We start from the raw sequence: 13758 nt of genomic DNA, 5'->3' as shown, positions 1-13758 counted from the left end.
GAGCGACTTACTTTTAAGTAAATCGCTCTTAATATCTATTTCTGCGAAAGAATTTATTTTTTATTCAGACGGTCTTGACGTTCTTTCTGAAGACGTTCCTGCTCTTTCTGCAAAGCTTCCAGTTTTGCCATCAGGCCACTGGTTTTCTTCTGAGAAGGCGCTTTCTTGTTGGCTTCCAACTGAGCCAATAACTTCTTCTCATCTGTCATACGGCGCATAATCCACATGGTAAGAATACCAATCAAACTTGAAATGAAGTAGTAGTAGCTCAATCCCGATGCATATTCGTTAAAGATAAAGAAGAACATCACCGGCATGATATACATCATCCATTTCATAGCTGCCATCTGCGGATTGTTGCCCATATCCTGCTGTTTCATCATGATAATCTGATTCAATACAGTAGCCACACTAAACAGCAAACAGAACAAGCTCAGGTGATTTCCCAGCAAAGGAATATTGGTACTCCAACTGATTAAATCATCGTATGAAGACAAATCGTCTGCCCATAGGAAACTTTGCTGACGTAGTTCAATTGCATTCGGAACAAAGAAGAACAATGCCATAAACACCGGAGTCTGAATCAGCATCGGAAGACATCCTCCCATTGGGCTCACTCCATACTGGCTATAAAGTGCCATTGTTTCCTGCTGTTTTTTCAATGCATCTTCCTTGTTCGGATATTTGGCACTGATTTTATCGATGTAGGGTTTCAGAGCACGCATCTTAGCCGACGACATAAACGACTTGTAAGTGGTAGGCAATACCAATACTTTCACAATGATAGTCATCAGCAAGATAACAAGTCCCATGCTAAGTCCCCAGCTCGACAACCAGTCGAACAGGTTGATTGTAAACCAACGGTTAATCAGACGGATAATAGGCCATCCCAGATAAACCAAGTCTTCCAATTCCTGATCTTTGTCTTTAAAACTCAAATCATTGGTAGCCAGCAGTGTCTTGAAGTGATTCGGACCGAAATAGAACTGGAAACGACTTGGAGTAGCTCCTGTAGGGTCGAATGCAGTTTCCATATCTGCCTGATAATTCTTCATGTAGCCACTACCTTTCTGTTCCATTCTTGACTCGAGAGTTGCATTTTCAAAGTTTTTCTCTGCCATAAATACGCAAGAGAAATACTGATTCTTGAATGCTACCCAATCCAGTACTTCAGGAATTGTTTCTTTCTCATCTTTTGTTTCACTCAGATAATCGAAACTATCTCCATTAGGCTTATAGGTAAGCGACGTATAACGCTGCTCGAATGTATATCCTTTCTCCATCTGACGCGCACGCTGCTTCCAGTTGATGCTCATGCTACGAGAGGAAGGAGAGAAGAAGTTCTGCATACCGGTTGCCTGCACAGTAAAGTCGACTACATACGACTCGGGCAACAATTTATATGTAAAGTCCAAATGTCCTCCATTTCCGGCATTCAGACGCATAGTAACAGTAGAATCGGTTACCTGAGTAGTTTCAAAAAACATCTGTTCGGTCAGAATATTTTCATTCTTTCCGGCAAATCCAAAGTTTAAAGAAGCATCTGTACCATCAAACAAAACCAGCGGTTCATGTTTCTGGTCATTATACTCTTTCAGCATGGCCTTGCATACTCGTCCTCCTTTATTTGTAAGAGTGAGTTTTACCAGATTGTTTTCCAGTGTAGTAAACTGTTCTGTTCCTTGTGTCGCAGAAAACAGAGCAGAAGTTGAATCTATCTGAATGGTTTTTGCCGCTGCTTCTTCTTGTGCTTTGCGTATTTCTTCTTGTTTTTGGGCTACCGCCTGAATAGAGTCCTGATAGTGTCTTGCACGCTCCATTTCCTCCTGGCTGGGGCGATTCCAAATGCCAAATCCGACAATGACCACTCCAATCAGTGCGAATCCCACTAACGTGTTTTTATCCATTTTTTCTATTTATATAATTAATACCTATTATTTTTCAATAGCTGCTTTTATGAACGACAAGAACAGAGGATGCGGTTTCAGTACTGTACTACTGTATTCAGGATGGAACTGAGTACCGATGAACCATTTCAAGGTCGGTATTTCTACGATTTCCACCAAATCTGATTCAGGATTGATACCTACACATTTCATACCGGCATTTTCGAATTCTTTCTTATAGTCGTTATTGAATTCATAACGATGACGGTGACGTTCCTGGATATGCTCACTCTGGTATGCCTGATAAGCTTTAGAAGTAGGATCAAGCACACATTCATAAGCTCCCAAACGCATTGTTCCACCCATATTGGTGATTGATTTCTGTTCTTCCATAATGTCAATCACATTGTGTGGAGTCTTTTCATCCATTTCACGGCTGTTGGCATCTGCATATCCCAATACATTGCGGGCAAATTCGATAGCGATACATTGCATACCCAGACAAATACCGAATGTCGGTACATCGTGTGTACGGCAATACTTGATAGCAACAAACTTACCTTCAATACCACGCTGGCCAAATCCCGGACAGATAATAATTCCATCCATATCCTTCAATTGTTCCTCTACATTCTCGTCGGTCAATTTCTCGCTATTGATGAAATGAATATCAGCTTTACGGTCGTTGTAAGTAGCAGCCTGCGACAAAGCCTCAAGAATAGATTTGTATGCATCCTGCAAATCATATTTACCCACCAAACCGATTTTCACTTTTTCCGTTGCTTTATTACGACGGTTCAAGAAATCTCTCCACGGACCTAAAGAAGGAGTTTCGCCTACAGGCAATCCCATCTTTTGAAGAATAGTTACATCCAGGTTCTGCTCCTGCATACGCAAAGGAACTTCGTAAATAGTCGGCATATCCATTGACTGAATAACGGCATTCTCGTCTACATTACAGAACAGAGCAACCTTCTTCTTCAGATTTGTACTCAATTCATGTTCTGTACGCAATACCAGGATATCCGGCTGAATACCTACAGACTGCAATTCTTTTACAGAATGCTGAGTAGGTTTAGTCTTCAATTCACCAGCCGCAGCCAAATAAGGTACATAAGTAAGGTGTACACACAAAGCATTCTTACCCAATTCCCATTTCAACTGACGGATACTTTCCAAGTAAGGCAATGATTCAATATCGCCTACAGTACCTCCGATTTCGGTAATTACGAAGTCGAACTTGTATTTATTACCAAGCAACTTCACATTGCGTTTGATTTCATCCGTAATGTGAGGGATAATCTGGATTGTCTTACCCAAATAATCACCACGGCGTTCCTTGTCGATTACACTCTTGTAGATACGTCCGGTGGTAATGTTGTTTGCCTTTGTTGTCTGAATGCCCAAAAAGCGTTCATAGTGACCAAGGTCGAGGTCGGCTTCATGTCCGTCTACCGTTACATAACACTCTCCGTGTTCGTAAGGATTCAAGGTTCCCGGATCGATATTGATATACGGGTCAAACTTCTGGATGGTAACGCTATAGCCTCTTGCTTGAAGCAATTTACCAATAGATGATGAAATAATACCTTTACCCAATGAAGAGGCAACACCACCTGTTACGAAAATGTACTTTGTTTCTGCCACAATCGAATATTTTTAAATGATTTGTTTTCTTAAAACTATTATTCAAAGATGCAAAATTATAAAAAAATGCCGAAACTCATAGCATGATAACGTGAAAACATACGAATGTTAGAGTTCATTTTGCTTTTCCTTCTTTATTTCTCATAGTGTTCAAATAAGAGCTGAGAGATAAAAATAACCTCTTCGTATATTAAATTGGCAGAATCGTCAACAAAACATATACAAACTTTGTTTTTTTAAAATAATTCTTAAAAAATAATTGTATTTTTGCAGAAATTACATACATAAAAAACGATGAAAAAAATAGGCATTTTTCTTATAATCCTTACTCTATACAGCAAAGGATACTCACAAACATCTACAGACAATCTACTTGTCAATGATACAATATCAACAAATACTACTCTTGTAAAAGATAGTATAACAACAAAAGATAGTATAACAACAAAAGATAGTATAACAACAAAAGACAGTGTCACAGATGCTCAAAGCGACATTTTTGTACGAGATACTGTTGCCATTGATTCTATGCATAGAGTTATTCAAATACTATTGGCAGATACAATAGCAGCTCCCTCCAAGAGTATAGCAGCAGACTCGCTTTCTTCGCGAAAAAAGAATATTGTAGAAATAAATCCTATCGTTTTACAATTTAACCGTTTTCTGTACAAATACCGTAGCGACCGGAAAGAGTGGTGCGAACGCTGGGATGACATTTATTTACCAGCCCCTAATATCCGCTCGAATGCAGACTATTATAAACTGTCTATGCCGGCAACTTATTATAGCGCTCCCATAGAACAAGCTATGAGTATAGAAGGATGGACACCGAAAATTCCGTTCATCAAAGAAAATGTGGAACACGATTCCTTGTTTCAAGTTCCTCATGTAACGACTTCAGCTGATATTGACCGTGCAATCAATAAACAATTACTTAGTTTTTATTTACAATACCCAAACTTGGTAAATAAAAACGAAATGCAATTAAAAGATTTAGAACCGCTGTCGGAAGAACTAATCATAAAAAGACCAAGAAGAGAATATGTATATGGCCTTCTGACTACCCCGACACGCGTACATGGAGTACAAGAACAGAATTTATCTGTTGTCAAACCTAATTTTTGGAAGATTGCTGGTAATGCAGACGTGCAGTTCTCTCAAAATTATGTATCTGATAACTGGTATAACGGAGGTGAGAGTGTAAAAACTTTGTTGGGAAACTTGTTATGGCAGTTCAATTACGATGATCGTCAAAAGGTTCAGTTTGAAAACAAGATAGAGTGGAAGATGGGATTTGTTACCACTCCTTCTGATACCGTACATAAGTTCAAGCCCAATAACGATATGGTTCGTTTAAGCTCCAAGTTAGGATACAAAGCCATTTCCAACTGGTATTATACTTTGTCTGGAGAATTCAAGACTCAATTATTCTCCAACTATGTCACCAATTCAGATAATCTGATTGCAGCTTTATTCTCTCCGGCCGAATTGAACCTCGGTCTTGGTATGGACTATAAATATAATAAAGATGGCGTTTGCAATTTATCTGTACTGGTCAACCCTTTCAACTACACCCGATACAGTGTAGCAAGCAGCAAGGTAGACCCGACAAAGTATAACATTAAAGCAGGAAAGAAAGTAGAAAATCAGTTGGGTTCTCGTTTGGAAGTAACATTGAACTATAAAATTCTTTCTAATTTGATGTGGGATTCAAAATTCTCATATACCACTAACTACGAAAAAGTATTGTCCGGCTGGGAAAACACTTTCACTTTCGTGTTCAATCGCTTTTTCTCAACCAAACTCTTTGTACACACTCGTTTCGACGATTCAGTAACAAGAGCTGAAGGAGATAGCTACTTCCAATTACAGGAACTTTTGAGTCTGGGATTCAGCTATGCATGGTAATCTCTAAACAATACAATACTTCTAACCCAAAAGAAACATAAACACAATGCCCTCATTTGTACAAGTATTAGACTTTATCGGAACTTTTGCATTCGCTATCAGTGGAATTCGTTTGGCTTCTGCCAAACGTTTCGACTGGTTTGGAGCTTATGTTGTAGGATTGGTAACCGCTATTGGTGGTGGAACTTTGCGTGATGTCCTTTTAGATGTACCTCCAGCTTGGATGCAGGACCCGTTCTATGTAATATGTACGGCTTTTGCCATGTTATTCGTTATTTTATTTAGCAAACACCTTATTCATCTAAACAATACGTTCTTCATATTCGACACCATTGGTTTAGCCCTTTTCACCGTCGTAGGTGTAGAACGAAGTATAGCTGCAGGATATCCGTTTTGGGTAGCCATTATTATGGGCAGTATGACCGGAGCAGCCGGTGGAGTTATCCGCGATGTATTCATCAATGAGATTCCTCTTATTTTCCGCAAGGAGATTTATGCTATGGCTTGTGTAGTAGGCGGCATTGCTTACTGGATTTGTGCCTTGGCAGGTGTAGAATCATATATTTCTCAAATCGTAAGTGGTTCTACCGTATTTCTGACTCGTGTACTGGCTGTAAAATATCATATTACTCTTCCTATATTAAAAGGCGATCCTGAGCATGAAAATGAAGCTTAGCTTTTTCCTGATATGGAGTGCTTTTATATTTAACCTCCCCACACAGGCTTCTATATACCCAGACAGCATAAAGGTAGAGAGGTTGCTTCATACCGGAGCATCACTTCCCAGTGATAGCTGTCGAACTCTTTTTTACGGCCAAGCATTTTTAGACAAACCTTATGCAGCTGGAACTTTAGAAACAAAAGGAGAGGAGAGGCTGGTCGTACGCCTCGACTCTTTGGATTGTACTACCTTCGTAGAAACTGTACTGGCTCTCGTTTTGACCGAGCAAGAGAACAATTTGACTTATAAGGCATTTATACATAACCTGACACGTATACGCTACCGAAACGGAATTATAAATGGATATTCTTCCCGTTTGCACTATTTCAGCGATTGGGTAAAAAACAACGAATCAAAAGGCTTTTTACATGAACGTACCCAAGATTTGAGCCATTCTTCATACCCACTGACATTGTCTTTTATGACAAGCCATCCGAAGGCTTATCCAGCATTGAAGGACAACCCCTTAGAGGTAAAGAAGATGCGCACAATAGAAGCTCAATGGCAAGATAAAATCATATTTTATATCCCCAAACGACGGTTGAACCAACCTATAAAAGAACTTTCTATACAGAATGGAGAGATACTGGCATTAACCACTTCCATTAAAGGATTAGACGTAGTACACATGGGCTTTGCATGCTGGATAAAAGGGAAATTACACTTGCTTCATGCCTCATCAGCAAAAGGAAAAGTTATTCTAGATTCTATATCTCTGTACGAATATTCTAAAAACAAGAACGCACACACGGGCATTCGGGTAATTTCCGTGTGTGCGTTTCCTCGCTAATTAAAATACAGATTCCTTTTATCAATACGCGAAAATAGGATAATCCTTCATTGTATTATTGACGCGTGCGCGTACCGATGCAATAACCTCTTCGTTTTCTACATTCGACAATACAGTCTCAATCATCTCAGCAATTTCATACATCAGGTCTTCCTTTGCTCCACGTGTAGTAATTGCCGGTGTACCTAAGCGAATACCTGAAGTCTGGAATGCCGAACGAGTATCAAACGGTACCATATTCTTATTCACAGTAATATCAGCCGATACAAGAGCTTTTTCTGCAACTTTACCAGTCAAGTCCGGATATTTGCTACGCAAGTCTACCAGCATGGAATGATTGTCCGTACCACCCGATACAATAGTGAAACCACGATCCATCAAAGCCTGAGCCAGGACAGCAGCATTCTTCTGTACCTGTTTCTGATATTCCTTATATTCTGGCTGCAAACATTCTCCAAAAGCCACAGCTTTAGCAGCAATCACATGTTCCAGAGGACCACCCTGAATACCCGGGAACACAGCAGAATCCAGCAACTGAGACATCATCTTAATTTCGCCTTTAGGTGTTGTCTTTCCCCATGGGTTAGGGAAGTCTTTACCCATCATAATTACACCACCACGCGGACCACGCAAAGTCTTATGAGTAGTAGAAGTTACGATATGTGCATATTTCACAGGATTATCCAGCAAACCAGCAGCAATCAATCCGGCAGGATGAGCCATGTCTACCATAAAAATAGCTCCTACCTTATCAGCTATCTCACGCATACGTTTATAATCCCACTCACGAGAATAAGCAGAACCACCACCGATAATCATCTTCGGACGTTCACGCAATGCAATTTCTTCCATCTGATCATAATCTACTCTTCCGGTTTCCTTATTCAGATTGTATTCGCACGGATGATAGATGATGCCCGATGTATTAACTGCAGAACCATGAGACAAATGACCTCCATGTGCCAGATTCAAGCCCATGAATTTATCACCAGGATTTAATACAGCGAGAAAAACAGCAGCATTAGCCTGTGCTCCAGAGTGAGGCTGTACATTTGCCCATTCAGCTCCAAAGATCTGTTTCAACCGGTCGATAGCAATCTGTTCGCTTTGATCGACTACTTCACATCCTCCATAATAACGTTTTCCCGGATAACCTTCGGCATATTTATTTGTCAGACAAGAACCCATTGCCTGCATCACTTGATCACTTACAAAATTCTCGGAAGCAATCAACTCAATACCTTTAAGCTGACGCTGATGCTCCTTCTCAATAATGTCAAAAATTAAATCGTCTCGTTTCATATAATCCTGTCTTTTAAAGATAAATGAATATTAAAAAATCACGCCTAAAGAAAAACTCATCACATTCCGCCGGCGTTTGATTATTATTTCCTGTTCGTTATACGGGGCTTCTGTAGCTCCCCGATTGAAATCAACTCCCTCAGACATGTTATGTAACCCCATCTCATATCTGAAATCGAAAAAGATATTGGAGACATTAACAGCCAGTCCTATTACCGCACTGAAATTAAATGGGCGTATAGACTCCTGTATATCCTGTTGATGAAAACCGGTATATTCACATTTCGTGTATTTGTCCCACGTATAGGCAACTTTAGGGCCAACGAAAAAAGCCATACCGTAAGGATAAACATCTACAAATTTATATCCATAAAGCAAAGGAACATCGACAGAATGAATTGTCGTCTTGACCAATGCATTACTTTTCAAAAAATCAATGTTTTCTGTAGTCTGATTAATAGAAATACTTCCTTTTGCAATATGATAGGAAGCTTCTGTCTGAAGAAAATGATGCTTCTTAAGATTGAAGCGGACGAAAAAAGAGGCAAAATATCCTACTTTATAATTGTTTTGAATATGATCAAGTGAATAATCACCCAACTTGAATTCATCAATAAAAAACATGGACGAATTGAATCCTGCCTTTACTCCTATATTAACCTTGGCATCGTGCACACCACTTTGCAAATTCTTTGCCGATTGTGCCCATAAGTCTGCACACACAAAGAAATGCCACAGTAATATAAGTAAGGCTATTCTTCTCATGCTATCTGGTATTTTTTATCTTATTCTTTTCTACCGACCATCCAAACTTGCCAATTTTATCTCCCAATTCATAGTATCCTCCGTGAGCGTATACCAGCAAATTGGATTGCGCCAGTTCGAATTTTCCAGTTTCCGTATTCAGGTACTTGTCATCCGCCTTCACATTTACCACATCAGCAATAAACATATCATGCGAGCCTAAAGAAATAATCTCTTTCACCCTACATTCTATACACAGCGGCGATTCTTCAATAAGAGGACAACTTACTACCTCACACTTACCAGGTGTAAGTCCCATTTCAGCAAACTTATTGAAAGATTTTCCGGAACGTACCCCACACCAGTCGGTTGCATAAGCCATATCCTTCGTTGTCAGATTGATGACAAACTCCATATTTTTCTTCAAAATAGGATAGGAGTGGCGTTCCGGCCGCACAGAGATATAACACATAGGAGGGTTGGTACAAATTGTACCGACCCACGCTATGGTAATAATATTATATTCACTCTCATTGCTTCCGCATGTAACTAAAACGGCAGGCAACGGATAAATCATTGTTCCGGGTTTCCAGTTCTGCTTCATCAAATCAGCTTTATATTGTCTTTATGCTGTTCTTTTTCGCAATAATGGCATTTCAATATTCCGTTTTCCTTATCTACTACATGAAACCAGGTTTGCATGGGTTCATTATTAGTAATACATTTAGGATTATTGCATTTTACAATGCCTTTCAACTCATCGGGCATCACCACCTGTTTTTTCTCTACCACTTCATAATTGCGGATGATATTCAGTTTTACGTTAGGAGCCACAACCGATAAACGGCTGATTTCCTCGTCAGTAAAGAAACGGTCGGCAATTTTAATGATTCCTTTCTTCCCCAATTTCGCACTCTCAAAATTATTACCGATGGTTATGTTTGTATCCAGATGAGGTAAATCAAGCAGCGAAACCACTGTAAATAATTTATCAGAAGGTATATGGTCAATCACAGTACCGTTTTTTAAAGCGGCAACCTGCAGTTCTTTCTTTTCATTCATAAGACTTTCTTATTTTTATTTTAATGTATCGGCTTTCACTTCGTCCAAGGTAATACCCAAGACATCGCATAAAATAGCCTGACGAGCGTACAAACCATTTTGTGCCTGCTGGAAATAATATGCTTTTTCATTATCATCCACATCATAAGCAATTTCGTTTACACGAGGAAGCGGATGCAGGATACGCAGATTAGGACGAGTATGTTCCAACATTTTATTATGAAGAATATATACATCCTTCACTCTCTCATATTCCATCAGATCGGTAAAGCGTTCACGCTGTACACGAGTCATGTACAAAATATCAGCGTCGGCAATTGTTTCTTCTGTAAAATCAGTATGCTCTACATAATTGATATGATGCTGTTTACAGTACAATTTATATTCATCAGGCATCTTCAATTCTTCTGGAGCAATAAAATGGAATGTAGGATTGAAATGGCGCATGGCCATCAGCAAAGAATGTACGGTACGACCATATTTAAGGTCACCTACCATATAAATATTCAGATTTTCCAGTGTTCCCTGTGTTTTGTATATGGAATAAAGGTCGAGCATAGTTTGTGAAGGATGTTGGTTTGCTCCATCACCGGCATTTACGATTGGCACTGGCGCTACCTCACTGGCATATCTTGCTGCACCTTCCAGATAATGGCGCATTACAATAATGTCAGCATAATTACTCACCATCATAATGGTGTCTTTCAGCGTTTCTCCTTTCGACGAACTGGTAACTTTCGGATCGGTAAATCCAATTACTCGAGCCCCCAGGCGGTTGGCTGCAGTCTCAAAGCTCAAACGGGTACGGGTAGATGGTTCAAAGAAAAGGGTTGCGACTACTTTTTCGGCCAACAGACGGCGATTTGGCTTCTTTTCAAACTCTCTTGCCATTTCCAATAAGTAAAGTATCTTCTCCTTGGAATGTTCGGCAATAGTAACTAAGCTTCTTTTTTCCATATCAACGGTTTTATATTTGTTTTTATTTAACCGGAGTTCAAAGGTAAACAAAAAAAACGGAACAGCAAAAAACGGAACTGTCAAAAATAAATGCGAATAAGCAGGTTTTACATAGATAAGAAAAACAGTTTTCAGAATCACTTTGTGGTTTTATCAGTTGAATGTCAAACGTTTGAAAAAAGAAGAATTCCAAATATATTTTTACAAAAAAATGTGAGCAAAAACATCAAGTCTATTATCACTACAAATACTTCTATTACCATAGATTTGTATTGCTATAAACGCAGACCAGCGGTACTGATAATACAGTCTACGCTAATAGCAACGTTTTTTCTACACGCCGATATCGTCAACCTTTTGTCATACAAAAAGTTTTTCATACATTTGCACAAATGTATCGAACTCAAAAACAATGAGAAAAAAAGTCATCTACATACTTTGGGCACTCATGGTGCTCGGTATTCTATCCGTTGCTACGGTATTTACAGCTATTTCAAAAGGATGGATAGGCTATGTCCCTCCTGTAGAAGAACTTGAAAATCCAAATCTGAAGTTTGCAACCCAAATCATATCCGACGATGGACAGTTGCTCGGCACCTGGTCGCTGAGTAAGGAAAATCGTGTATATGTAGGCTACGAGGATTTATCCCCTCATCTGGTGAATGCTTTGGTAGCTACAGAAGATGTGCGTTTTAGCGAACATTCGGGTATCGATATACGGGCTTTCTTCCGTGCTTTGATAAAGCGAGGTATCTTCATGCAGAAACATGCCGGAGGAGGTAGTACCATTACCCAGCAGCTGGCTAAACAGTTTTATTCGCCTACGGCCGACAATGTAATGGAACGTTTGTTGCAAAAGCCAATAGAGTGGGTGATTGCCGTAAAATTGGAGCGATATTATACTAAGGAAGAAATCCTTACGATGTATCTTAACAAATTCGACTTTCTAAACAATGCCGTGGGAGTCAAAACTGCAGCCAAGACCTATTTTTCTAAAGATCCAAAAGATTTGACTATAGAAGAAGCGGCTACATTGATTGGAATGTGCAAGAATCCTTCACTGTACAATCCCCGCCGTTTCAACGAGCGTTCTCGCGGACGCCGCAACACCGTATTGGACCAAATGCGTAAAGCAGGCTTTCTGACCGAGGCAGAATGTGACTCTTTACAGCAGTTACCCTTGGTATTGAAATTTCAGCCTGTAGACCATAAGGATGGTCTGGCAACTTACTTCCGCGAATATCTGCGTGGAGTAATGACTGCAAAAAAACCAGACCGGAGCAAATATCGTGGCTGGCAGATGCAGAAATATTACGAAGACTCACTGGCTTGGGAAACCAATCCTCTGTATGGATGGTGTGCAAAAAACAAAAAGAAAGACGGTTCTAATTATAACCTCTATACCGATGGTCTGAAAATTTACACCACCATCGACTCCCGTATGCAGCGCTATGCAGAAGAAGCTGTATACGAACATGTAGCAAAATATTTGCAGCCACGATTCTTTAAAGAGAAAAAAGGTCGCCGTACTGCCCCATATACCAACGAGCTTACCAAAGAAGAGGTAGACAAGATTTTAGACCGATCTATGCGCCAGACAGACCGCTATCGTCTGATGAAAGCAAGCGGTGCTACAGAAGCCGAAATACGTAAAGCTTTCAATACAAAAGAAGAAATGTCTGTATTTACCTGGGAAGGAGAAAAAGATACCATTATGACACCAATGGATTCTATCCGTTATTACAAACATTTCCTTCGTGCAGGTTTCATGTCAATGGACCCGATTACAGGATATGTGAAAGCCTATGTAGGTGGACCAAACTATAATTATTTCCAATATGATATGGCAATGGTAGGACGCCGCCAGGTAGGATCTACTATCAAGCCCTATCTGTATGCATTGGCTATGGAGAATGGTTTTTCTCCATGCGACCAAGTACGTAACGTAGAACAAACATTATTCGATGAAAACGGAAAAGCATGGTCTCCGCGCAACAGCTCCAAATCGCATTACGGAGAAATTGTTACATTAAAATGGGGACTTGCCAACTCTAATAACTGGATCTCGGCTTACCTGATGAGTAAACTGAGTCCATATGCATTGGCACGCCTTATCCACTCATTCGGAGTATTGAACAAAGACATTCAGCCTACTGTTTCCCTCTGCCTGGGTCCTTGTGAAATTTCAGTAGGCGAAATGGTAAGTGCTTACACTGCTTTTGCCAACAGAGGTATCCGCACTGCACCTTTGTTTGTTTCGCGTATCGAAGACAACGAAGGCAATACCATCGCTACTTTCACCCCACAGGTAGAAGAAGTAATCAGCGAATCGAGTGCTTACAAAATGCTGGTTATGCTCCGTGCGGTCATCAATGAAGGAACAGGTGGACGTGTTCGCCGTCTTTATAATATTACAGCAGACATGGGTGGAAAGACAGGAACTACCAACCGCAACTCCGACGGATGGTTTATGGGATTCACTCCTTCGTTGGTATCGGGATGCTGGGTAGGAGGTGAAGAACGTGACATCCACTTCGATACCATGCGCGACGGACAAGGAGCTTCTATGGCTCTTCCGGTATGGGGCATATTTATGAATAAGGTATATAAGGACAAATCATTAGGATACTCACAGGAAGAATGTTTTGAAATTCCTGAAGATTTTGACCCTTGCAAAGACAAGTTGACCGAAATAGAGGAAGAAAACACAAGCCGTTTGGATGATGTATTCTTCCAATAAA

General features: G+C 40.0%; 11 protein-coding genes. 4 read left to right on the top strand and 7 right to left on the bottom strand.

Going from position 1 to position 13758, the window contains the following annotated elements:
- Positions 1–53 precede the first annotated feature (53 nt).
- Positions 54–1907 (bottom strand): membrane protein insertase YidC, encoded by a 1854-nt coding sequence (yidC, locus tag WKU26_RS06400; protein WP_340321325.1) that lies wholly within the window; start codon positions 1905–1907, stop codon positions 54–56.
- A 27-nt stretch (positions 1908–1934) separates the two neighbouring features.
- Positions 1935–3533 (bottom strand): CTP synthase, encoded by a 1599-nt coding sequence (locus WKU26_RS06395; RefSeq protein ID WP_340321324.1) that lies wholly within the window; start codon positions 3531–3533, stop codon positions 1935–1937.
- Between the two features lie 528 nt (positions 3534–4061).
- On the opposite strand from WKU26_RS06395, the gene WKU26_RS06390 reads away from it, so the two are divergent.
- The 3 genes from WKU26_RS06390 to WKU26_RS06380 are packed head-to-tail and all read left to right on the top strand — an operon-like array spanning position 4062 to position 6952.
- Complete coding sequence (locus tag WKU26_RS06390; RefSeq protein ID WP_340321323.1) at positions 4062–5441, top strand: DUF3078 domain-containing protein; 1380 nt, start codon at positions 4062–4064, stop codon at positions 5439–5441.
- A 46-nt stretch (positions 5442–5487) separates the two neighbouring features.
- Positions 5488–6117 carry a TRIC cation channel family protein gene (locus WKU26_RS06385; protein ID WP_178266840.1) on the top strand — a complete coding sequence of 210 codons (630 nt, stop codon included), beginning with the start codon at positions 5488–5490 and terminating at the stop codon, positions 6115–6117.
- Positions 6101–6952: an N-acetylmuramoyl-L-alanine amidase-like domain-containing protein gene (locus WKU26_RS06380; RefSeq protein WP_340321322.1), complete on the top strand. Its 852-nt coding sequence runs from the start codon at positions 6101–6103 to the stop codon at positions 6950–6952. The genes WKU26_RS06385 and WKU26_RS06380 overlap by 17 nt, the downstream gene beginning before the upstream one ends.
- 21 nt (positions 6953–6973) lie before the next feature.
- On the opposite strand, the gene glyA is transcribed toward WKU26_RS06380, so the two are convergent.
- Genes glyA through pyrB form a run of 5 tightly spaced genes read right to left on the bottom strand, consistent with a single transcriptional unit; the run spans position 6974 to position 11017 of the window.
- Positions 6974–8254: a serine hydroxymethyltransferase gene (glyA, locus tag WKU26_RS06375; protein ID WP_340321321.1), complete on the bottom strand. Its 1281-nt coding sequence runs from the start codon at positions 8252–8254 to the stop codon at positions 6974–6976.
- A 30-nt stretch (positions 8255–8284) separates the two neighbouring features.
- A complete protein-coding gene (locus WKU26_RS06370) occupies positions 8285–9019 on the bottom strand; it encodes a porin family protein (RefSeq protein WP_340321320.1) in 735 nt (244 codons plus the stop codon).
- Position 9020: 1 nt separating this feature from the next.
- Positions 9021–9602 carry a flavin reductase family protein gene (locus WKU26_RS06365; RefSeq protein WP_178266837.1) on the bottom strand — a complete coding sequence of 194 codons (582 nt, stop codon included), beginning with the start codon at positions 9600–9602 and terminating at the stop codon, positions 9021–9023.
- On the bottom strand, positions 9602–10060 hold the full coding sequence (gene pyrI / locus WKU26_RS06360; RefSeq protein ID WP_340321319.1) for an aspartate carbamoyltransferase regulatory subunit: 459 nt from the start codon (positions 10058–10060) through the stop codon (positions 9602–9604). The genes WKU26_RS06365 and pyrI overlap by 1 nt, the downstream gene beginning before the upstream one ends.
- Before the next feature lie 15 nt (positions 10061–10075).
- Entirely contained in the window at positions 10076–11017 is a 942-nt protein-coding gene (gene pyrB, locus WKU26_RS06355) for an aspartate carbamoyltransferase (RefSeq protein WP_178266835.1), read from the bottom strand.
- Positions 11018–11429: 412 nt separating this feature from the next.
- Here pyrB and WKU26_RS06350 point away from each other — a divergent pair, with 412 nt between their 5' ends.
- Positions 11430–13757: a transglycosylase domain-containing protein gene (locus tag WKU26_RS06350; RefSeq protein WP_340321318.1), complete on the top strand. Its 2328-nt coding sequence runs from the start codon at positions 11430–11432 to the stop codon at positions 13755–13757.
- The last annotated feature ends 1 nt before the right edge of the window (position 13758 follow it).

It is taken from the genome of Phocaeicola sp. HCN-40430, assembly GCF_037890285.1.
GTDB lineage: Bacteria > Bacteroidota > Bacteroidia > Bacteroidales > Bacteroidaceae > Phocaeicola > Phocaeicola acetigenes.
This window is presented reverse-complemented; position numbering and strand designations above follow the sequence as displayed.

Excerpts from the sequence above, each read along its gene's own strand:
- yidC (WP_340321325.1), bottom strand. The coding sequence starts at position 1,907 with ATGGATAAAAACACGTTAGTGGGATTCGCACTGATTGGAGTGGTCATT.
- WKU26_RS06390 (WP_340321323.1), top strand. The coding sequence starts at position 4,062 with ATGCATAGAGTTATTCAAATACTATTGGCAGATACAATAGCAGCTCCC.
- WKU26_RS06385 (WP_178266840.1), top strand. The coding sequence starts at position 5,488 with ATGCCCTCATTTGTACAAGTATTAGACTTTATCGGAACTTTTGCATTC.
- WKU26_RS06380 (WP_340321322.1), top strand. The coding sequence starts at position 6,101 with ATGAAAATGAAGCTTAGCTTTTTCCTGATATGGAGTGCTTTTATATTT.
- glyA (WP_340321321.1), bottom strand. The coding sequence starts at position 8,254 with ATGAAACGAGACGATTTAATTTTTGACATTATTGAGAAGGAGCATCAG.
- WKU26_RS06370 (WP_340321320.1), bottom strand. The coding sequence starts at position 9,019 with ATGAGAAGAATAGCCTTACTTATATTACTGTGGCATTTCTTTGTGTGT.
- WKU26_RS06365 (WP_178266837.1), bottom strand. The coding sequence starts at position 9,602 with ATGAAGCAGAACTGGAAACCCGGAACAATGATTTATCCGTTGCCTGCC.
- pyrI (WP_340321319.1), bottom strand. The coding sequence starts at position 10,060 with ATGAATGAAAAGAAAGAACTGCAGGTTGCCGCTTTAAAAAACGGTACT.
- pyrB (WP_178266835.1), bottom strand. The coding sequence starts at position 11,017 with ATGGAAAAAAGAAGCTTAGTTACTATTGCCGAACATTCCAAGGAGAAG.
- WKU26_RS06350 (WP_340321318.1), top strand. The coding sequence starts at position 11,430 with ATGAGAAAAAAAGTCATCTACATACTTTGGGCACTCATGGTGCTCGGT.